Genomic DNA, 22,074 nt, shown 5'->3' with positions numbered 1-22,074 from the left:
TATGCCATCTTTTACACCTAGTCTTGAAGAGGTTTTGCATCGTGCATTAACAATTGCCACTCAAGCACGGCATGAATATGCAACATTAGAGCATCTTCTCCTTGCGCTGTTAGATGATGCCGATGCAAATTCCGTTATTCAGGCTTGCCAAGTAGATGTGGAGGAATTACGAGAGCGTTTAACCAATTATCTTTGCTCAGAGTTAGATGAACAGATTAGAGCTGATGAAGATACAAAGCCTACAGCTTTTTTCCAGCGTGTTATCCAACGTGCGGTGATTCATGCACAATCAGCTGGAAAAGATGAAGTATCGGGAGCAAATGTTCTTGTTGCAATTTTTTCTGAACGTGAAAGCCATGCAGCATATTTTCTTCAAGAGATGGGAATGACACGCTATGATGCTGTACGTTTTATTTCACAGGGTGTCACGCGTGATGATGGATTATCCATGTTACTTGAAGGACTTGAAGAACAATTAGATCAGCAGATTTCGGATAATGGTGAAAGAGGAACAAGTGCTTTAACGAATTATTGTGTTGATCTCAATTGTAAAGCACGTAATGGAAAAATTGATTTATTAATTGGCCGTGAAATAGAAATTTCACGCATGATTCAGATTTTATGTCGAAGGTCAAAAAACAATCCGCTTTTGGTTGGTGATCCTGGAGTAGGGAAAACCGCTATAATTGAGGGACTGGCAAAGCGCATTGTTGATGGGCAAGTACCTGAAGTTTTATCAAATGCAACAATATTTTCTCTTGATATGGGGGGACTTGTTGCAGGTACACGTTATCGCGGTGATTTTGAAGAACGCTTAAAGCAAGTTATTAAAGAGTTTGAGCTGTATCCAGATGCTATTTTATTTATTGATGAAATTCATACCTTAATTGGAGCAGGAGCGACATTAGGGGGAAATATGGATGCAGCAAATCTTTTGAAACCTGTATTATCTTCTGGAACTATGCGATGTATTGGTTCGACGACTTACAGAGAATATCGCAAATTCTTTGAACAAGATCGTGCTTTAGAGCGTCGTTTTCAGAAGATTGATATTAATGAACCTTCTGTTACAGATGCGATTAAGATTTTGCAGGGGATGAAGCCTTACTTTGAAGATTTTCATCAGATTAAATATACAGATCAGGCGATGAAGGCATCTGTAGAATTATCTTCACGTTATATAATTGACCGTAAGTTACCTGACAAAGCAATTGATATTATTGATGAAAGTGGCGCAGCGCAAAAGCTTTTGCCACAAAAACAACGCAAGAAGAGTATAGGTGTTAAAGAAATTGAAGCGACTGTTGCTACAATTGCAAGAATTCCACCAAAAACAGTTTCTCGGAATGATCAGAAGATACTGAGTAAGCTTGAAAGAGAACTCAAACATGTTGTTTATGGTCAAGATCAGGCAATATCCGTCTTAGTTTCATCCATAAAATTGGCGCGAGCAGGTTTACGCGAACCGGATAAACCAATAGGAAGTTATTTATTTTCAGGGCCAACAGGTGTAGGAAAAACTGAAGTTGCAAAGCAGCTTGCATCATCTTTAGGCATTGAATTATTGCGCTTTGATATGTCAGAATATATGGAACGACATACGGTAGCACGTTTAATCGGAGCTCCTCCAGGTTATATAGGGTTTGATCAAGGAGGTCTCCTTACAGATGCTGTTGATCAGAAACCTCACGCAGTTCTATTGCTAGATGAGATTGAGAAAGCGCATCCAGAGTTATTTAATATTTTATTGCAGGTAATGGATTATGGTAGATTAACAGACCATAATGGTAAGAAAATTGATTTCCGCAATGTTATTTTGATTATGACAACCAATGCTGGTGCTTCAGATATGGCAAAATCAGCTATTGGATTTGGGAAAGTGCATCGTGATGGTGAGGATATAGAAGCAATCAATCGGTTCTTTACACCAGAATTTCGTAATCGGTTAGATGCAATTATTCCATTTGCACCTTTATCTCATTTAATCATCAATCAGATAGTGCAAAAATTTATTTTTCAGCTTGAAGCACAATTAGCTGATCGGGGAATTTGTTTTGAATTAAGCCCTTCTGCAACTTTATGGCTTTCCAATAAAGGATATGATTCTCAGATGGGAGCACGCCCATTAGGGCGCGTTATACAAGAATATATTAAAAAGCCATTAGCTGATGAAATTTTATTTGGAAAGTTACGCAATGGTGGTACCGTTCGCGTATTGACACAAAAATCAAATGGCAAAAAAGAAAGCTTACACTTAGAAATTTCATCTTCCGATATATCTGTAAGTTCAAAGAAAAGTAAAATAGAAAATTTTACAAAAAAGCGTGTAGGAAAAAAAAGCACAACAACTTAAGAGTGTGTTATAAAGCTGCACGAATTTTTTTTGCATTCTCTTCAAGTATTTCTGAAGGCGTTATCATATCATTATGAGGGGTAAGCTCTATTCCCTCCATACGTGGTATAATATGAAAATGGAGGTGATAGACGGTTTGTTGACTAGCTGCTTCATTAAATTGCATGACAGTTATGCCATCTGCTTGAAAGGCTTTTTTGACAGCATTTGCAATTTTTTGAACAGCTTTAATAACAGGAAATAATGTTTCAGGATCTGCATCAAGTAAGTTTCTAGAGCCTTTTTTAGGAATGACCAGCGTATGACCTGGTGCTTGTGGCATGATATCCATAAATCCAATAACATCGTCATCTTCGTAGACACGAATAGAAGGGATTTCATTGCGAATCAATTTAGCAAAAATATTGTTATTGTCATAAGCTTGTTTCATACAAATATTTCCTTTTATTGTAAGTTTAAGATTCTAATTTAAAAACGAAAGAATGCAAGGTTTATCAGAATGTAAGACAAAGAAGTATTTTGACTTCAGTTATATTTAGAATGGTGCACTGTCTTAATGAAGGTTTAAATTTCTATGATGGCTTCAACTTCTACAGGAACATCCATAGGAAGAGAAGCAACACCAATAGCAGAACGGGCGTGTTTTCCAATTTCACCAAGGATATTGACGAATAAATTAGAAGCTCCATTAGCAACAAAAGGAATATCGGTAAAATGAGAATCTACAGCCACAAAAACAGTAATTTTGACCACACGTTTTATTTTATTTAAGTCACCCAGAGTTGCCTTGAGTTGCGCGAGAATATTGAGAGCGCAAGCTTCGGATGCTTTTTGGGCTTGTTCGGTATTCACAGTTGCACCAACTTTACCAATGGCTATTGGTTTTCCATTAATAAGAGGGAGTTGTCCAGAAATAAAGAGTTGATTGCCACTTTGTGAAGTGGTGATGTAATTGGCAAGGGGGGAGATTACTTCAGGAAGAGTGATTCCGAATTTTTCTAAGTTTTTTTCAATCATATTGGTCATAATGTTAACTCCATAGCTGCTCTATAATATATTCATTGCATAATCTATTTTTTTATTTAAGAAAATGTGTGGTTAATTGAGAAATTAGCCTTTTTTGCCTTATTGTATGATGTTATGCAACGGGGATAAAGTTCGGAAGTTGGGAATGATTAGATCATTATTTATAATAATTTTATATAGTGTTTTTTTATGTACTGCGAGAGCTGAAGAGCCCATTTTTATTGTGCCTCATCGAGCAATTTATGATTTTCATCTCGATAGCGTTTCTCATGAAATGACAATTTCTGCGATGTCAGGGCGAATGGTTTACGAGCTTACTGGTTCGGCATGCCAAGGCTATAGCACACGTTTTCGTTTCATTAGCCGTGTTCACATTGAAGATATGCCAGTACGTTTGACGGATCAACAGACGACGAGTTATGAAACAGGAGATAGCCGTACATTTCGTTTTAATATTACAGATCAAGAGGGAGAAGAGGTTGTGCATCGTGCCGAGGGGGTTGCGGAGCGTACGCAAGATGGTATTACAGTTACCTTAAAAAAGCCAAAGGAAAAAGAGTATAAGCTTGCCATGGCTGAATTTCCAATGATGCAACTAAAAAATATTATCCGCCATGCAAAAGCAGGAGATCATTTTTACAATGTTACTGTATTTGATGGGACAAATAAAGCAGATAAAGTTATAAAAGAAAGTATCGTCATAGGGGAAAAGAAGACGCTTTTATCTGATAGCGAAACGGAAAAAGTAAGAAAATTGGATGAAGAAGAGTATTGGCCTGTTACAATTTCTTATTTTGATGATGGAGAAAATAAAGATGGTTTGCCGGTTTATCGTAGCAGTTTTCTCTTACATGAGAATGGTGTCATGCGTGATCTTCATATAGATTATGGAACTTTTTCAGTGCGTGCAAAATTGAACAGTCTCGAATTCTTGGAACTTGGAAAAGATCTTAATCAATGTGAAAATGCAAATATTAAATGATTAAAGAAAATAACTTGAAAAAGAATCAAATATTAGTATGTTTGCGCTATTCCACACGCGGAGTCTGGGTGTTTGCAAATGATCTGTGAGAAAATTCTAGCAAGCATCCGCCGGTAGCAGGTCTTCCTGCTTTTTCCGCGGAGGTTGAACCGGAAAGGATAATATTTATGGCACTACCCGATTTTACTATGCACCAGCTTTTAGAAGCCGGTGTGCATTTTGGTCACCAGACTCATCGCTGGAATCCCAAAATGACTCCCTATATTTATGGTCAGCGTAATAATATCCATATTATTGACCTTGCTCAGACCGTTCCGCTTTTACACCAAGCGCTTAAACTTGTTTCAGATACTGTAGCGCGTGGTGGTCGTATTCTCTTTGTTGGTACGAAACGGCAAGCATCTGACATTATCGCAGATGCGGCGAATCGTTCCGCCCAATATTACGTTAATGCACGTTGGCTTGGCGGTATGCTCACAAACTGGAAAACGATTTCCAATTCGATCCATCGTTTGCGGAAGCTTGATAAAATTCTTGCTGCTGAAGCGCAAGGCTTTACCAAAAAGGAACGTTTAAATCTTGAACGTGATCGTGAAAAGCTTAATCGTGCGCTTGGTGGTATTAAAGATATGGGTTCTGTTCCAGATCTTATCTTTGTTATCGATACGAATAAAGAAAATATTGCACTCCAAGAAGCAAAACGTTTAGGTATTCCAGTGATTGCTATTATTGATACCAATTGTGATCCTGATGACGTAACACATCCAATACCAGGGAACGACGATGCTTCACGTGCAATTTCTCTTTATTGCGATCTTTTTGCCCGTGCTGCTCTTGATGGTATTGCACGCCAGCAAGGAGCAATGGGTATCGATTTAGGAGCTCAAGTTGATGCACCTGTGGAACCTATTTTGGAAGAAAATGCAGTTTCAGAAGTTTCTGAATAATATAAAATGCCTAATTAAGGTACTTTTATTGTCTAAAGAAGAAGTTATAGGCGTGCAGAGGGATTTTGCACGCTTTCACTGTTACAAAATAAAGAGGCAAATATGAGCATTACTGCTGCACAAGTAAAAGAACTTCGAGAACTATCTGGCGCTGGCATGATGGACTGTAAAGCCGCTCTAGCAGAGACCAATGGAGATATGGAAGCTGCTGTTGATTGGCTTCGTAAAAAAGGAATAGCTAAAGCAGATAAAAAGGCTGGTCGTACAGCAGCTGAGGGATTAATCGGAGTCGTATCAAAAGGTTCACATGCAGTTTTGATTGAGATTAATTCTGAAACAGATTTTGTTGCACGCAATGATGGATTCCAAGACATTGTGCGTAAAGTAGCAACTGCTGCCTTAGATACGCCAGGGGATGTTGAATCTGTTTCTGTTTCTCTTTATCCAGGCTCTGAGAAGACTGTAGAGCTTACAATTAAAGATGCAATTGGTACAATTGGCGAAAATATGACTTTTCGTCGTTCCGCTAAATTGTCTGTTGAGAATGGTGTTGTTGCGACTTATATACACAATAGTGTGGCTGATGGGCTTGGAAAACTTGGTGTTTTGGTTGCGATTGAAACAACAGGAAATAAAGAGGCTGCTCTTGCTTTTGGTCGGCAGGTCGCGATGCATATTGCGGCAACCAATCCATTAGCACTTACAGCACAAGATGTTGATGCTGCTGCTGTTGAGCGAGAAAAAGCAATTTTTTCAGATCAAGCGCGTCAGTCTGGAAAACCTGAAAATATCATTGAAAAAATGGTAGAAGGACGTATGCGTAAGTTTTTTGAAGAGGTTGTTTTGCTTTCTCAAGCTTTTGTTATGAATCCTGATATAACTATTGAGGCCGCTTTAAAGGATGCTGAGAAATCAATTGGTGCTCCAGCAAAAATTACAGGCTTTATTCGTTTTGCATTAGGTGAAGGTGTGGAAAAAGAGGAGTCTGATTTTGCTGCAGAGGTTGCTGCTGCTGTAAAAGGCTAGTTATTGCAAACTCTTGATCAGAGATTTAAAGTCATATCATTGGTTGTAGAATCTCTGAGGGGAATAATGTAATTGTTGAGAGGGCGTCACGTGAAAAAAGTGGTGCCCTTCGTGATGTCAAAAGCAAAAAGTAAATGGGCTTTTGGGGAGATTATTAATGGCATTAGCACTTCCGTATAAACGTATTCTTTTAAAGGCTTCTGGTGAAGCTCTTATGGGAGGGCAGAATTTTGGCATTGATGTTTCTGTTGTAGACCGTATTGCCGCTGATATTGCAGAAGTGCGCACAATGGGGATAGAAGTTGCTGTTGTTATCGGTGGGGGAAATATTTTTCGTGGCGTTGCTGTTGCTTCGCATGGTGGGGACCGAGTGACAGGTGATCATATGGGAATGCTTGCAACTGCTATTAACTCTTTAGCATTGCGAACATCTTTGACAAAATTAGGGGTTGAAACTGTTGTACTCTCTGCGATTGCTATGCCACAAATTTGTGAAAGTTTCTCGCAACGTAAAGCAATAGCTTATATGAATCAGGGAAAAGTTGTTATTTTTGCAGGTGGTACAGGAAATCCATTTTTTACCACTGATTCTGCTGCTACTTTACGTGCAGCAGAAATTGGTGCAGATGTCCTTCTTAAAGGAACACAAGTTGATGGTATTTATTCAGCAGATCCAAAAATAGACCCTACGGCTAAGCGTTTTGACCAATTAACACATGTTGAAGTTTTGCAATGGGGATTATCTGTTATGGATTCAACGGCGGTCACTTTAGCACGTGAGAACAATGTACCGATTATTGTGTACTCCATTCATGAAAAAGGCGGTTTGGCTAAGGTCTTGAATGGAACAGGACGCTTTACAATAGTATCGGAATAAGGGTAAGCTTCAAAGGACAATTGAAGGAGACAGAAATATGAATGTTACATCGATTATGGATGATCTGAAACGTCGCATGGATGGTGCCATTACGGCTTTTAAACATGAATTAGGTGGTTTACGGACTGGACGTGCATCGGCCAGTTTATTAGAGCCGTTGACCGTTGAATCTTATGGTTCTGTTGTGCATATAAATCAGGTTGCTAATATTTCTGTTCCTGAACCTCGGATGCTTTCTGTTTCTGTATGGGATAAAACGATGGTCGGAGCTGTAGAGCGCGCTATTCGCGATTCTGGTCTTGGTTTAAATCCCATAACTGATGGTACGAATCTACGTATTCCTTTGCCTGAATTGAATGAAGAGCGCCGTAAAGAACTTGTAAAAATTGCGCATCACTATGCAGAGCAAGCGCGTGTTGCTACACGTCATGTTCGTCGGGATGGTCTGGACAATTTGAAAAAGTTAGAAAAAGATGGTGAAATTGGACAAGATGAAGCCCATAGTTTGTCTGAAAAAGTTCAAAAACTCACGGATGAAACTATTGCTGATATTGATAAAATTTTAGCCGTAAAAGAATCTGAAATTATGCACGTTTAAGACGGTTTTGTCGCTAGAAAAAAGGATATTATACTCCCAGCCTGTAAATTATTTCTAGGGATAATAGGAGGGGGTGCTCTGTGATAGCAAGGTGTGATGCAGGAAGGTGTTTTATCATTTTGATATGGGAGAGATTGATTTGAAAGTGCAGATGTTTTTATTTTTTTATCTGCGTGATAAATTATGCCCTTTGCTGAAGGACACTATTTAACAGCATAGTGTGGGCTTTTAGTTGAGTTCGTCTTTGTTAAACTGCATAATATAAAGTATTATTAGAAATTATTCAAAGATTCTAAGATAAAGGTTGCGGAAAGAATATAACGCAAAAAAATACGCCTAATATTTCTCATTATAAAACATGTGGGTATAATCGATCAAGCAGATGTTGTGTGGCGTAATTTGTTTTTTAATGACAAATAGTTGATAGAAAAGTGTTTTTATACGAAACCTGTATTAGTTAATTTGTATGGGGCATAGGTGGCTGCTTTTTCATTTTATATTTGAGAAAATATTAAAAAATATTTTAGGATTAATCTTGACAGAGATTTTTGAAGCTGTTTTCATTGATTATTAGTTTCATAAGCGCTATCTTAGTAGACTGAATTATTTATGATAAATTATAAGAGAAATTATACAGGTATGATATAAAAATACTGCGTAGGAGAGTTTTTCTTGCGTTAATTTTTAGAGCTTGTATTTTCTATTTTTATTGTTTGGATGTTGTTTTGTCTAATTTGGTTTATCGTATTCTGACAGCTTTTGTTTTTGGCGTTATTGCGTTGTATCTAACATGGTTGGGAGGAAACTTCTTTTTTTTATTTGTATGGTGTATTGGCGGTTTTGTTCTTTATGAGTGGATGAGTATTACTAAAGAAAAATGGTGTGTTTTACAAAAAATATTAGCAAGTATTTTTTATTTGATCTTTGGCTTTTTTTTAGTGTTGAGTGTATCTGCTTCATTAATTTTTTGTGTTTTAATCGTTTTGGCTACGGTGTTGGCTATCATATCTATAAAGAAGAGTGGTTGGGTTTTTTGTGGTTTTTTATATGCATCTTTTCCTGTTGTTGCTTTATGCTTTCTGCGGGATCATGAAATGTTGGGGTTCCAAGTTGTTATTTTCTTATTTACGATAGTGTGGGGAACAGATATTGGTGGTTATTTTATCGGACGTGCATTAGGGGGGCCTAAATTAGCACCACAATTTTCTCCTAATAAAACATGGTCAGGAGCACTTGGTGGTACATTTGTCGGAGTTTTCGGTGGTATATGGGTTGCTTTTGGATTTTTTGATATAAATTTAGCAAGTTTTTTTGTGCCGCTCCTTACACTTGTTTTATCAATTGTTTCACAATTGAGTGATTTAGGGCAATCATGGCTCAAAAGACGGTTTTCTGTTAAAGATTCTAGCTCTTTATTGCCTGGACATGGTGGTTTTATGGATCGTATAGACGGATTGGTAGGGGCGGCTTTTCTTCTTTATTTAATTGGTTCATTTATGTCTGATATGGATGCGCCTTTTAATCTTTTTAGTATGATCTAATTGGGAGAAGATAGTTTGGAACTTTTAAATCATATCGTCACTATGGGTGATTTTCTTTTAAGAAGTTTGAGTATTCTTTTCATCATTATGATTATCATTTTTGTGCACGAATTTGGGCATTATCTCATTGGTCGGTGGTGTGGTATTAAGGCGTTAGTTTTTTCGCTTGGATTTGGACCAGAGATAGCGAGTTATACAGATAAGCGTGGCACGAAGTGGCGTTTAGCACTTATCCCCTTAGGAGGTTATGTAAAATTTGTTGGGGATGAGGAGAAAATCGATACGGTATCATCCCAATCATCTCTGATTGTTGATGGTTCATTTGCGAGTGCGCATGCTTGGAAAAAAGCAGCAACTGTTTTTGCTGGTCCCCTTTTCAATGCCCTTTTTACTGTTGTTATTCTAACATTTTTTTTCTTTATCTATGGTCGTGTAGCCATTGAGCCCGTTGTTGGTTCTTTGGTAAAAGATAGCCCTGCTCTTCAATCTGGTTTGGAATTAGGTGATCGTTTTGTTGAAATGGATGGACGACGGGTTGAAAGTTTTGAAGATTTGATGAACTATGTGACTTTTCACGGAAGAGAACCCATAGAGTTTAAAATAGAGCGCATGGGGCGAGTCTTTACAACAATGATTACCCCGAAAGTCGTTGAGCGAGATGATGGATTTGGTAATCGAACCCGAAGTGCTATGATAGGTGTAGGCGTTCCTGTTGATTTAAATAATCCTGCACGTTTAGATCCAACTTATATAAAACATATTCGCTATGGTTTTGTAACAGCTATAAGAGAAGCGTCAGACCGTACTGTGTTTATCGCCACTCAAACCGTTCTTTTTATGAGTCGTTTAATAGGAGGAAAAGAGGATCATTGTCGACTAAGTGGACCTTCTAAAACCGTTAAAATTGCTTGGAAAGTGAGCGAGACAGGTTTTATCTCTTTGTTGAACTTGGCAGCTTTTCTTTCAATAAGTGTTGGGCTTATTAATCTTTTTCCGATTCTACCGCTTGATGGTGGGCATCTTTTATTGCATGTCATTGAAGTCATTACTGGGAGGCAAATATCTGCTAAAATTCAGGGAATCATTTTTCGTTTAGGTTTTTCCATTCTTCTCCTTTTTATGATCTTTGTCTTTTTTAATGATTATTTTTGTTGGTTTAGCTAATTAAATTATGGAAAACGCTTTATAAATTGAGTAATAATAGCAAAAATAAATTGAAGGTTGTTTACCATGTCTACAAAATGTTGTGGCGTTGTACATTATAATGAGTAATTAAGGAATAAAAAGTCTCGCTGTAAAAAGGTTGTTATGGCAGTTAGCTTTTTAAGGCATCATGTCCAAGGAACAAGAGTAAGGTAAAAAAGCCAATGACTACGAATTCAAAGTTTTTAAATGCAGCATCTGTATTGGTGTTAAAGATGGGGTTGCTTGCCCCAGCAACGGTTTTTATGTCACTTGCTGCGGTCGGAGAAATACAAGCGTCTGTAGTCCGATCTATTGAAGTTCGTGGGAATAAGTTTGTAAGTTCTCAGGCGATTCGAGACAATATGGGGATTAAGGTTGGGCAAGGTGTTTCCAGTGGTGATGTTGATAGTGCTGTGAAGAACCTTTTCGAATTGGGTTTATTTTATGATGTTAAAATAAATCCGGTGGGTGATAAATTGGTTGTATTCGTAAAAGAATACGAGGTTGTCAATCAAATATTGTTTCAAGGAAATAAATCTTTTAAAGACCCAGATCTTAAGCGGTTTATTTCTTTAAAACCGAATGAGCCTTTTAATTCTGCTAAGCTTTCTGCTGATATAAATACAATTCGTGAAGCTTATAAAACTCTTGGTCGTAATAATATCACTGTTAATGTTCAAACGATTAACCTCGGAAAAGGGCGGGTTAATGTGGTATTTAATGTTGTTGAAGGGAAAAAAACAAAGATTGGTGATATCACTTTTAAGGGAAATAATGTCTTTGGAAGTCGCCGTTTGCGTGATGTGATTTCAACAAAAACTTCAGGAATTTTTTCGAAGTTGTTGGGAGGTGATGTTTATAGTGAAGAGCGCCTCGCTGTTGATGAAGAAGCTTTACGTCGCTTTTATTATAACCGTGGTTATGCAGATTTTCGTGTAGTCTCTTCTAAAGCAACTTTTGATGCGGCAAGCAATACGTATAAAATTTCTTTCGTTCTTGATGAGGGTGCGCTCTATAAAATTAGCGATATTCAGGTTGAAAGTGATGTTGATGGAATTGATGTTCAATCTGTAAAAAGGGTGCTTAAAACCCAGCCAGGTAATGTTTATAGTGCAGAGGATATTGAACAGTCTGTTGCAACTATTAATAACAAAGTTGCTGATTCGGGATATGCTTTTGCTAAAGTTGAACCGCGGGGAAATCGTAATTTAGCAAATCATACAATTTCAATTTTATATAATATTGAACAAGGTACACGTGCTTATATTCAACGTATTGATATACGTGGCAATGAGAAAACGCGTGATTACGTCATTCGCCGTGAGATTGATTTAAACGAAGGAGATGCTTACAATCAAACTTTATTACAGCGGGCAAAACGTCGTCTAGAAAGTTTAGGTTTCTTCAAAGCCGTTAATATTTCAATGGTTCCTACAGATCAATCTGACCAAGTTGTTTTGGTAATAGATGTCGTTGAAGCTTCAACAGGAGATCTCTCTCTTTCTGGAGGGTATACAACAGGGGGAACAAGTCCTGGTATGTCACTTGAAGTTTCTGTTACTGAACGTAATCTTGGGGGACGTGGTCAATATGTTCGTTTAGGATTAGGTGCGGGGCAAGAAAAATCTCGTAATTATAATTTATCATTTGTTGATCCTTATTTCTTAGGGTATCGTTTATCTGCTGGCGTTGATGTTTTTCGTAGTACTTATCGTGCTGATAAAGCCTATGATGTACGGCAGACAGGTGGATCGCTGCGGTTTTCGTTACCTATTAATAATCAATTATCTGCTAATGTAGCTTATTCTTATGTGCAGGAAGAATATGATTTTGGCGGAGAGTATGATTTTGACAAAGAGAGTGACATAATAGAATTATATGGGAAATATTCTGGTGCGATTGTTCAAGCTGCAAAACACAGCCCTTGGAAACGTTCATCAATTAGTTATGGTTTCACCTATAATACGATTGATGATATGAGATCTCCTCATGATGGATGGTACGTGCATCTTCTTCAGGAATATGCAGGGCTTGGTGGGAGTGCAAAGTTCTTAAAGACCACGGGTAAGGCGATGATGTACAAGACTCTTTCTGATCAGAAGGATATCGTTGGTTTGCTTTCCTTTGGGGGTGGTTATATCCACGGAATGGGCCGAGATGGTGTTCGTATTTTCGATATGTTTAAAGTAAATTCTGATATGATTCGAGGGTTCAAATATAATGGAATAGGTCCACGTCAGGTTTCCAGTAAGGGTGAGGTTTATTTCTTGGGGGGAACGACATATATGAATGCGACTGCTGAAGTCCAGTTTCCTATCCCTGTTGTGCCTGAAGGGTTCGGGTTGCGCGGTGCTTTATTTGCGGATATTGCTACGCTTTATGGCAATAATTATAAAGCCGTTTTTAAGGGTGAACCGTCTGTTACTAATACCAAAAGTGCTTGGCGTTCATCTGCAGGTGTGAGTTTGATGTGGGATTCTCCGTTTGGTCCTTTGCGTTTTGATTATGCTTGGCCAATAACGAAGCAGGAAGGTGATCGTTTGCAACAATTGAATTTTGGTATTTCTACGAAGTTCTGATTTGAGCGATTTTAAGAAGGAAAAACTTGAAGAGAATAGCTTAAGCTGGGAGAGAAAGTGTTTTGATGGCGGATACATTTTTTTTTACGCCGTCCCGACGATTGACAGTTGCAAATGCTGCTGAGTTGACGGGTGCAAAGCTTCTTAATCCAGAGTTTTCTCATAAAGTTATCAATACTCTTTCTTCACTTGAGAGTGCTGTGGAAGGTTCTCTTGTTTTTGTAGAGCATCGGAAGTTTTCTGATGCTTTACTGGACAGTTCTGCTGTTGCTGTTTTTTGTACGAATGAGATTGTTTTTAAAGTTCCCGAAACTATGGCAATTTTGGTGACATCCACACCACAGCGTGACTTTGCTCAGATTGGTCGTATTTTGTTTCCGGATTCTGTCAAGCCAATGCCTTGGTTGGGGCAGAAGGGGATTTCATCGCATGCGCATATTCATCCAACGGCTAAGTTGGCAGATGATGTGTGTATTGAAGCGGGAGCTGTTATTGGTAAAAATGTTGAGATTGGTGCAGGAACTCTTATTTCATCCACAGCTGTTATCGGTGAAAATTGCCGTATTGGGCGAGACTGCTATATTGCTCCTAAGGTCACAGTTCAGTGTTCTATAATAGGTGATAAGGTTCAGCTTTATCCTGGCGTTTGCATTGGGCAAGATGGTTTTGGTTATGTTGGAGGCGGGGCTGGAATCGAGAAAATTCCACAGCTTGGTCGTGTTATTATTGAGGATGGTGTAGAAGTTGGTGCGAACACGACAATTGATCGTGGGACATTTCAAGATACTGTTATTGGTGAAGGAAGCAAGATTGATAATCTTGTACAAATTGCCCACAATGTCAAAATTGGACGCTATTGTCTTATTGCCGCTCAATGTGGCATTGCGGGAAGTACATCTATAGGGGATATGTCTCAGCTTGGCGGAAGTGTGGGAGTAGCGGATCACATCATAATAGGTAAATCTGTTCAGATTGCTGCTCGTAGTGGTGTTATGAATGACATTCCGGATGGCGAAAAATGGGGAGGTAGTCCAGCGCGACCATTTAAACAATGGTTTCGTGAAGTAGCGGCGTTGCGCAGTATGGGAAAAGTTAAAAAGGAGAAACGCTGATATGATCAGCAGTGAAAAAACTAAAAACTTAGAGGCTGTCGATATTGAAAAGCTATTATCAATATTACCGCACCGTTATCCATTTTTATTGATTGATCGTATCGTTGATATTGATGGTGAACAAGAAGCGGTTGGTATTAAAAATATAACGATTAATGAGCCACATTTTACGGGACATTTTCCCGCAAAGCCTGTTATGCCTGGAGTTTTGATTTTAGAAGCTATGGCACAAACGGCAGGAGCAATAGCACTTTTAAATTTAGGCAATAAGCAAACAAATTTAGTTTACCTTATGACGGTTGATAATGCGAAATTTCGTAAGCCGGTTATACCTGGTGATCAGCTAAAGATCCATGTTCAGCTTTTGAAAAAAAGATCTGGTATGAGACGTTTTTCATGTGTTGCAAAAGTAGAAGATGTTCGCGTCGCTGAAGCAGAAATTGCTGCGATGATTGTCGAAGAAGCATAAACGATATTTGATGGGAATTAAAAAATGTCCGGTACGAAAATCCATCCAACTGCTCTTGTGGAGAAGGGAGCGCAGCTTGGTGAGAATGTACGCGTTGGACCATTTTGCCATATTAGTTCAGAGGCTGTTATTGGTGATGAATGTAGTTTGACAAGTCATGTTGTAATAATGGGAAAGACAACGTTAGGAGCCAAGAGTAAAGTATTTTCTCATGCTGTTTTGGGGGCAGATCCGCAAAATAATAAACATAAAGGAGGGGCTACAACTCTTTTTATTGGTAAGAATTGTACGATTCGTGAAGGTGTAACAATGCATAGGGGTTCCGATTCGAGTGTAGGAATGACAGTTGTTGGTGATAATTGCCAATTTTTTTGTTATGCGCATATCGCTCACGATTGTTATGTAGGCAATCATGTAACATTTGCCAATAACGCAATGATTGCTGGTCATGTTACTGTTGGTGATTATGTTATTATTGGTGGTGGTGCTGCTGTTCATCAATTTGTTCGTGTTGGACATCATGCATTTATCGGCGGCGTATCTGCGCTGGTTGGTGATCTGATACCTTATGGAACAGCTGTTGGTGTGCAGGCAAAACTTGCCGGCCTCAATATTATTGGCATGAAGCGTGCAGGACTTGAGCGTCAAGATATTCATGCACTCCGTCATGCGGTTGCGATGCTTTTTGATCATAGCAAACCATTTAAAGAGCGTGTCAGTGATGTTGCTTCTTTCTATTCTTCTTCTCAGTCTGTTTCTGAAGTTGTTAATTTTATTAAAGAAGAAGGAAAGCGTTTTTATTGTACACCAAAATTTGAAGGCGATAGAATAAAAGAATATAAGGATTAAAAATGCCTATTCGGGGAGCCAGAAGTTTTCTTTCCGGCCGTACTGCTATTATAGCAGGAAATGGTGTTCTACCGATTACTGTTGCGCAGACTCTTGAGAAGAATGGAGAAAATCCTTTTCTTGTGCTGTTACATGGTGAGGCAGATTCTGTTCTTTATCGCTATGAGCATTGCGAGCTATCAATTGTAGAGTTAGCACGACTCGTTAAAATTTTAAAAGAGGCTGGTGTATATAATGTTGTTTTGGCAGGTGGTGTGAAAAAGCGTCCACTTCTTAAACAATTGCGACTGGACTGGACAACATTTTTAGCTCTTCCTAAGTTAATTGGAGCTTTGAGGAGGGGAGATGATGCGTTATTAAAAGCTTTTATACGGATTATTGAAGCGCACGGTTTTTGTGTTGTTGGTGCTCACGAAATAGTACCAGATCTTTTAGCTCCCATAGAATTTAATTTAACAGTACGGCGTGCTACTTCAAAAGAGAAAAAAGATATTTTTTTAGCAGCAAAAGCAGCAAAGCTTTTAGGGCAATTGGATATTGGGCAAGCCGTTGTTGTTGTCCAAGGAAGGGTAGTTGCTCTGGAGGGCGCTGAGGGAACTGATAATATGTTGTGGCGTGTTTGTGAAATGCGAGAAAGAGGGCAAATTCCCTCTAAAGGTGGCGTTCTTGTAAAATGTGCAAAACCACAACAGGATAATCGCGTTGATTTGCCATCAATTGGGCCCGCGACAATAATGAATATTGCAAAGAGTGGTTTATCTGGTGTTGCGGTGGAGGCAAATAGAAGTCTAATATTATCGGTGAAAACAACAATAGAAAAAGCCAACAAATATTCTCTATTTATAGAGACATTTGAAAAGTTTGGTCATGAATAATTGTTTCTTAAAGATTGCAGTGGTTTCAGGTGAAGAATCTGGTGATTTACTTGGGGCCGATTTAATTTCTTGTTTATCACAACAGATAGGATGCAATATTCATTTGATTGGTGTTGGGGGGAGGCATTTAAAGGCATTAGGTTTAAAAAGCTTTTTTGATTCCCATGATATTGCTTTAATAGGTTTAAAGGAAGTATTGAAAAAACTACCATTGTTATTGCTACATATTCGCAATTTATCCAAATTTATTGCACAAGAACAACCTGATTGTTTAATTATTATTGATAGTCCTGATTTCACGCATCGTGTTGCAAAAAAAGTACGTGCTTTAGCACCTTCTATTCCTATCATTAAATATATTGCACCAACCGTTTGGGCATGGAGACCAGAGCGTGCAAAAGCTATGTGTGGATTTGTTGATCATATTTTAGCGGTTTTTCCTTTTGAAGAAAAGATTATGCAAGATTTGGGAGGTCCTGCCACGACCTATGTTGGACATCGTCTTTTGACATATCCTCCCCTTTTGAGCGTTCAGTCAGAAAAAAAACACCAATTAGAACAAAGAAATTTGATTGATACACAAACATTATCACCTACATTGGTTATTTTGCCAGGATCACGCAATTCAGAAATTCATTCTTTAATGCCTATTTTTCGAGAAACAGTAGAGATTCTTGTACAACGTATTCCTCATTTACGTATTATTTTACCAACCCTACCTCATTTGGTAGATAGAATCCGTGACTTTGTGCAATGCTGGAAAAGCAAGATAGAAATTGTCGTTGGTGAAGATGAAAAATGGCGTGCTTTTGCACAAGCAGATGTTGCTCTTGCTGCACATGGAACTGTTTCACTTGAATTAGCCTTAGCAAAAATTCCTATGGTTCTTTGCTATAAACTTGATCGCTTTTCTAAATTATTTATTTTTCCTAAAATGATGTTATGGAGTGCTGCTCTTCCAAACATTATTGCTGATAAGCCTATTGTTTCGGAATATTTGAATGAATTAATCCGTCCTGGCATGTTAGCAAGACAAGTAGAACAACTTTTGGCTAATCCTTTATTGCGACAGGCTCAACTTGATTCCTTTGAGATGGTAGAACAGAAAATGAAAACTGAAGTACCATCGGGGGTTGTTGGTGCACAAACAATTATTACTCTTTTAAAAAATAGGAATAAAATTGTATAAATAAAGCAATATGTTAATGATTAATATTTAATTTTAGCAAGAAAATCACAAGCACGTTGGCTTTTAGGATTGGTAAAAAATTGTTCAGATTCTGTATCTTCAACAATTTTTCCATTTTCTAGAAAGAGTATTCTTTCTGAGACTTTACGTGCGAAGCCCATTTCATGGGTAACACAAAGCATTGTAATTCCTGTATCTGCCAATCGAGCCATCACGTCCAAAACTTCTCCCACACTTTCTGGATCAAGAGCAGAGGTTGGTTCATCAAAAAGCATGACTTCAGGTTCCATACAAAGTGCACGGGCAATCGCAACACGTTGTTGTTGCCCACCAGAAAGTTGTAAAGGATATTTTTCACAGTGTTTTTCAATACCAACATGCGTTAAGTAACGAATTGCCCGTTCTTGTGCTTGTTGTTTGGACAGCCCTTGAACTGTCATAGGTGCTAAAATACAATTTTGTATAACGCTCATGTGGGGAAATAAATTAAAATTCTGAAAGACCATTCCTATCTTACGAAGAACATTTTTTTGCTGTTGTACAGGAGCAGTATGGATATCAACGTTATGGATACAGATTGAACCTTTTTGTGCTTGTTCTAATTGATTAATACAACGAATTAATGTTGATTTTCCTGATCCGGAAGGTCCACAAATAACGATATGTTCACCAGTTTGAACATTAAGGTTGATATCATGTAGGACCTGAAAGTTTCCATACCATTTATTGAGGTTTCGAATAGAGATCACTGGTTTTTTACTGGGAGAGATCGATTTATTATTTTTCAAATTCATCTTATTTTATTCTTTCATTGATGAAGAACTTGATTAATTCAACATTTTTGTTTGGTAAAGTTTTTTATGATCATTTTATTTAGCGTAAATATCGAGTGAGGCGCTGTTCGATAAAAATAATAAAACGATGAATGAGTTCAACGATAAAGAGATAGATAAGAGCAGCCCAAACGTAAACTTGAAAATCGAATGTCCGTGAATAAGTGAGTTTAGCAATCCCCATTAAATCATAAACAGTAATAAGTGAGGCAACAGCACTAGATTTAATCATTAAAATCAACTCATTTCCTAGGGGGCGTAATGCTACAATCATTGCTTGTGGAAGAATAACTCTGAAAAATGTGACAGAATTACTTAAACCTAAAGCTTTTGATGCTTCACGTTGTCCAGTTGTTACGGATAGAAAACTTCCTTTAAAGATCTCAGATTGATAGGCCGCAGAATTGAGTGTAAAAATAAAAAGACAACAATACCACGCGTTTTGAAAAAACCACCATAGCCCCACCTGTTGCCAAAAACTGTTCATTGAACCAAGCCCATAATAAAAAAGGAAGAGTTGGGCTAACAAAGGAGAGCCGCGAAAAAAATAAACATAAGCATTTGCAAAATATTGTAAAAACGTATTCTTTGATAAACGCGCAAAAGCGATAAGCATACCAAGGAAAAAACCAAGAGAACAAGAAATAGAAACAAGCTCAACAGTAACAATAAAGCCATCAATAAATTTTGCTCCATAACGGCTTAAAAGATCAGGATTAAAAAGGAAATAAAGCCACTCAGGAATCATTGACCTAGCACCTTTTGATAGCCTATTTGAGTGTATGTTTCCAAATGGCGTAAGATTGCAGTAAAAACCGCTGAAAATAACAAATAGAGTAAGCATGCTACGAAATAAAATAGCATGGGTTTATTGGTAGCAGCGACAGCTAAATTCGTTTGTCGCATGAGGTCAACAAGCGCGATGGTAGAAACAAGGGATGTATCTTTCAGTAAAGTAAGCCAATTATTAGAAAGTCCTGGTAAGGCATTTCGGATGAGCTGAGGAAAGACAATACGAAAAAATGTGGTTGTTCGTGAAAGGCCTAAAGCTTTAGCCGCTTCGTATTGACCTTTATCAAAAATATTAAATGCTCCAAGCCAAACTTCACAAGAAAAAGCTGCAAGAACCATACTAAGAGCAAGAACACCAGCAACAAAAGCATTGATACTGAACATGATTTCAAAATTAAAATAGTCAAATAAATTTTGAATAAGGCTTTGTAATCCGTAGTAAACTAAAAACAGAGTTAAAAGCTCTGGTAATCCACGAAACACCGTTGAAAAGAGACGTGCTAGAGCTTTAGCTATCTTAATATTGGATCGAATCATTACTGCATTGAGAAGTCCTAGAGGAAATCCTAGAAGGCCACAACATAACGCCAATGACAATGTCATTCCTGCACTGGAAAGTATAACAGCTCCCCATCCCCCATTGCTAAATGATAGCAATGCTAAATTTTCAATCATTCTTGTGTTCCTCATGAAAGAGTTAGATAATATTTTTTAGCAATAACCAACGGGTTTCATTTAAATATCATATTGATATTTAATAAACATCACTTGTAAAATATTTTCTCATAATTTTCTCATAAGTTCCATCCAAACGAATTTCTTTTAGCGCCTCATTGAGCTTATTTTTAAGATCATTATTATTTTGACGGACTGCAATTGCAACAGGAAATCTTGTTTCATCTAGAGTTCCTAGGAGGAAACAGCAATCTTTTCCTTCATTTTTAAGCCAATTTAATGCTTGTAATTTATCAACAATAATCACATCAAGTCGATGATTTAAAAGATCACGATTAACTTCGATTGTGGAAGGATAGAGTTTTATTTTCACCTCTTCAGAGGCATAATGATCTTCTGCATAGAAAGCTTGTGTTGTATTGGATTGCACACCAAGATTTTTACCTCTAAAATCTTTTGTCGAGATTTCTTTAATTCCCGAAGCTTTGGTAACAATAACAGCCAGTGCTGTATCGTAGTAAGGATCTGTGAAGTCAATTTTTTGTAAGCGATCTTGTGTGAGAGAGAGGGAAGCAATGATAGCATCATATTTTTTTGCAATAAGTCCAGGGATCATTCCCTCGAAGTCTTGTGTGACAATAGTACATTCAATATTCATTTTTTTACAAAGTGCGTAAGATATATCAATATCAAATCCTTGCAGTTTGTTATTTGAGTCAATATAACTGAAGGGAGGATAGGTGCCTTCACTCGCAATTTTTAATGTTTTCGCATCAGCCAATTGGGTGAATAGTGCAGCGCTTATTATAAGAGCTCCAGCTAATAGTTTCATGATGTTCTCCTATTGGATAAGCGGGCAATATGAAATCATTATGTTTTTATAATCTGTAAGCTTTTTGGGAGCAATTCAAAAATTTATTGATGTTTATTTTAGATCATTATGTTGGACATTATTGATAAAAAAAGAATAAATATCTTATTGCTTGTATGATAGCTTAATTTTCACGAAATGTTTGATTTGAATCATTTCATGAGTCAAAACTGCGGATTTTTCTTGAAAATAAGGCTATTAAATTTGGACATAAAGAAAAAATTAGATTTTGATACGATAAAAATACAACCTTATTGTTGTCATTAGATTCTATAAAATGTTTAGCTCTCAAGGAGCAATTAAAAGTTATTTTGATAAATGTAAATTTTCTTATAAAAAAGCCGAATTTCTAATTATATCTGCATGTCCAATAAAGATTTAAAAAATACTCCTTAAATATACAGATTGAGTTTTAATTCATAGTGCTATCTAATTGATATCGAAAGTAAAATATTTTCTCATAATTTTCTCATAGGTTCCATCGGCGCGGATTTCTTCTATTGCTTTATTAAAACTGTTTTTAAGATCATTATTATTTTGACGGAGTGCAATTGCAATAGGAAAATTTGTTTCTTCTAGAGTTCCCAAGAGGAGACAGCAGTCTTTTCCTTCATTTTCAAGCCAATTTAATGCTTTTAATTTATCAAAGATGATGATATCAAGCCGATGGCTTAAAAGATCACGATTAACTTCTGTTGCTGTAGGATAAAGTTTGATATTAACTCCTTCAGAGGCATAATGATCTTCTGCGTATGCAGCTTGTGTTGTATTTGATTGTACACCAAGGTTTTTACCTCTAAAGGCTTGTGTTGAGATTTCTTTAATTTCCGAATTTTTGGTAACGATAACAGCGAGTGCTGTGTTGTAGTAAGGATCTGTAAAATCAATTTTTTGTAAGCGCTCTTTTGTAGGAGAAAGGGAAGAAACAATAGCATCGTATTTTTTGGCAAGAAGACCGGGAATCATCCCCTCGAAGTCTTGTGTGACAATAGTACATTCAACATTCATTTTTTTACAAAGAGCATAAGATATATCAATATCAAACCCTTGAAGTTCATTATTTGAGTCAATATAACTAAATGGCGGATAAGAAGCATCGCTTGCAATTTTCAGCGTTTGAGAATTGGCCGATAGGGTAAATAGTGTCGCGCTTATTATAAGAGCTCCTGCTAATAATTTCATTATGTTCTCCTATTGGATAAGCTGGCAAATATGAAACCATCATGAATTTTTATAATCTGTAAGCTCTTTTGGAGCAATGTAAAAAATTTATCTGTGTTCATTTTGATATCATT

Annotated in this window: 21 protein-coding genes; 14 read left to right on the top strand and 7 right to left on the bottom strand. The window is 37.4% G+C overall.

Annotated features, from left to right (window positions below; genetic code table 11):
• The first annotated feature begins 1 nt into the window (after position 1).
• A complete protein-coding gene (clpA, locus tag ACFILW_RS05975) occupies positions 2–2,353 on the top strand; it encodes an ATP-dependent Clp protease ATP-binding subunit ClpA (RefSeq protein ID WP_375623665.1) in 2,352 nt (783 codons plus the stop codon).
• 7 nt (positions 2,354–2,360) lie between these two features.
• On the opposite strand, the gene ACFILW_RS05970 is transcribed toward clpA, so the two are convergent.
• Together ACFILW_RS05970 and ACFILW_RS05965 are read right to left on the bottom strand one after the other, a co-directional pair.
• On the bottom strand, positions 2,361–2,783 hold the full coding sequence (locus ACFILW_RS05970; RefSeq protein ID WP_375623663.1) for an HIT family protein: 423 nt from the start codon (positions 2,781–2,783) through the stop codon (positions 2,361–2,363).
• Between the two features lie 134 nt (positions 2,784–2,917).
• Positions 2,918–3,379 carry a RidA family protein gene (locus ACFILW_RS05965; RefSeq protein WP_375607219.1) on the bottom strand — a complete coding sequence of 154 codons (462 nt, stop codon included), beginning with the start codon at positions 3,377–3,379 and terminating at the stop codon, positions 2,918–2,920.
• Positions 3,380–3,524: 145 nt separating this feature from the next.
• Between ACFILW_RS05965 and ACFILW_RS05960 the strand changes: the two genes are divergently transcribed.
• From ACFILW_RS05960 to lpxB, 13 genes are all read left to right on the top strand, one after another.
• Complete coding sequence (locus ACFILW_RS05960) at positions 3,525–4,361, top strand: cell envelope integrity EipB family protein (protein WP_375623661.1); 837 nt, start codon at positions 3,525–3,527, stop codon at positions 4,359–4,361.
• Between the two features lie 167 nt (positions 4,362–4,528).
• The gene (gene rpsB, locus ACFILW_RS05955) at positions 4,529–5,308 is read left to right on the top strand and encodes a 30S ribosomal protein S2 (RefSeq protein WP_273788135.1); all 780 of its coding nucleotides are present in this window, start codon (positions 4,529–4,531) and stop codon (positions 5,306–5,308) included.
• Positions 5,309–5,410: 102 nt separating this feature from the next.
• Entirely contained in the window at positions 5,411–6,334 is a 924-nt protein-coding gene (gene tsf / locus ACFILW_RS05950) for a translation elongation factor Ts (protein ID WP_375685341.1), read from the top strand.
• Positions 6,335–6,491: 157 nt separating this feature from the next.
• A complete protein-coding gene (gene pyrH / locus ACFILW_RS05945; RefSeq protein WP_273790666.1) occupies positions 6,492–7,211 on the top strand; it encodes a UMP kinase in 720 nt (239 codons plus the stop codon).
• A 37-nt stretch (positions 7,212–7,248) separates the two neighbouring features.
• Positions 7,249–7,809, top strand: coding sequence for a ribosome recycling factor (gene frr, locus ACFILW_RS05940; protein ID WP_273790667.1), 561 nt, complete (start codon positions 7,249–7,251; stop codon positions 7,807–7,809).
• Positions 7,810–8,534: 725 nt separating this feature from the next.
• On the top strand, positions 8,535–9,350 hold the full coding sequence (locus ACFILW_RS05935) for a phosphatidate cytidylyltransferase (RefSeq protein ID WP_375623656.1): 816 nt from the start codon (positions 8,535–8,537) through the stop codon (positions 9,348–9,350).
• Between the two features lie 15 nt (positions 9,351–9,365).
• A complete protein-coding gene (locus ACFILW_RS05930) occupies positions 9,366–10,514 on the top strand; it encodes an RIP metalloprotease (RefSeq protein ID WP_375623654.1) in 1,149 nt (382 codons plus the stop codon).
• Between the two features lie 203 nt (positions 10,515–10,717).
• Positions 10,718–13,114 (top strand): outer membrane protein assembly factor BamA, encoded by a 2,397-nt coding sequence (gene bamA, locus ACFILW_RS05925; protein WP_375623652.1) that lies wholly within the window; start codon positions 10,718–10,720, stop codon positions 13,112–13,114.
• 65 nt (positions 13,115–13,179) lie between these two features.
• A complete protein-coding gene (lpxD, locus tag ACFILW_RS05920) occupies positions 13,180–14,226 on the top strand; it encodes a UDP-3-O-(3-hydroxymyristoyl)glucosamine N-acyltransferase (RefSeq protein WP_375623650.1) in 1,047 nt (348 codons plus the stop codon).
• A 1-nt stretch (position 14,227) separates the two neighbouring features.
• The gene (gene fabZ, locus ACFILW_RS05915; RefSeq protein WP_375623648.1) at positions 14,228–14,695 is read left to right on the top strand and encodes a 3-hydroxyacyl-ACP dehydratase FabZ; all 468 of its coding nucleotides are present in this window, start codon (positions 14,228–14,230) and stop codon (positions 14,693–14,695) included.
• Between the two features lie 24 nt (positions 14,696–14,719).
• The gene (gene lpxA / locus ACFILW_RS05910; RefSeq protein WP_375623646.1) at positions 14,720–15,544 is read left to right on the top strand and encodes an acyl-ACP--UDP-N-acetylglucosamine O-acyltransferase; all 825 of its coding nucleotides are present in this window, start codon (positions 14,720–14,722) and stop codon (positions 15,542–15,544) included.
• Positions 15,545–15,546: 2 nt separating this feature from the next.
• Complete coding sequence (locus ACFILW_RS05905; RefSeq protein WP_375685340.1) at positions 15,547–16,419, top strand: LpxI family protein; 873 nt, start codon at positions 15,547–15,549, stop codon at positions 16,417–16,419.
• Positions 16,412–17,608 carry a lipid-A-disaccharide synthase gene (lpxB, locus tag ACFILW_RS05900; RefSeq protein ID WP_375623642.1) on the top strand — a complete coding sequence of 399 codons (1,197 nt, stop codon included), beginning with the start codon at positions 16,412–16,414 and terminating at the stop codon, positions 17,606–17,608. Before ACFILW_RS05905 ends, lpxB begins: the two co-directional genes overlap by 8 nt.
• Positions 17,609–17,628: 20 nt before the next feature.
• Here the strand turns inward: lpxB and ACFILW_RS05895 are convergent, their stop codons facing one another.
• The 5 genes from ACFILW_RS05895 to ACFILW_RS05875 all read right to left on the bottom strand — a co-directional run bounded on the left by ACFILW_RS05895 (position 17,629) and on the right by ACFILW_RS05875 (position 21,961).
• Positions 17,629–18,402 carry an amino acid ABC transporter ATP-binding protein gene (locus tag ACFILW_RS05895; RefSeq protein WP_375623640.1) on the bottom strand — a complete coding sequence of 258 codons (774 nt, stop codon included), beginning with the start codon at positions 18,400–18,402 and terminating at the stop codon, positions 17,629–17,631.
• Between the two features lie 79 nt (positions 18,403–18,481).
• On the bottom strand, positions 18,482–19,189 hold the full coding sequence (locus ACFILW_RS05890) for an ABC transporter permease (RefSeq protein WP_375623638.1): 708 nt from the start codon (positions 19,187–19,189) through the stop codon (positions 18,482–18,484).
• On the bottom strand, positions 19,186–19,908 hold the full coding sequence (locus tag ACFILW_RS05885) for an ABC transporter permease (RefSeq protein WP_375685339.1): 723 nt from the start codon (positions 19,906–19,908) through the stop codon (positions 19,186–19,188). The genes ACFILW_RS05890 and ACFILW_RS05885 overlap by 4 nt, the downstream gene beginning before the upstream one ends.
• A gap of 79 nt (positions 19,909–19,987) precedes the next feature.
• Positions 19,988–20,740 (bottom strand): transporter substrate-binding domain-containing protein, encoded by a 753-nt coding sequence (locus tag ACFILW_RS05880; RefSeq protein WP_375685338.1) that lies wholly within the window; start codon positions 20,738–20,740, stop codon positions 19,988–19,990.
• Between the two features lie 468 nt (positions 20,741–21,208).
• A complete protein-coding gene (locus ACFILW_RS05875) occupies positions 21,209–21,961 on the bottom strand; it encodes a transporter substrate-binding domain-containing protein (RefSeq protein ID WP_375623632.1) in 753 nt (250 codons plus the stop codon).
• Positions 21,962–22,074: the final 113 nt, after the last annotated feature.

The sequence above is a fragment of the Bartonella sp. TT110JLCBS genome (genome assembly GCF_042193405.1).
Lineage (GTDB): Bacteria > Pseudomonadota > Alphaproteobacteria > Rhizobiales > Rhizobiaceae > Bartonella.
The sequence above is the reverse complement of the archived record's forward strand: the minus strand, read 5'-3'. Positions and strand labels throughout refer to the sequence as shown.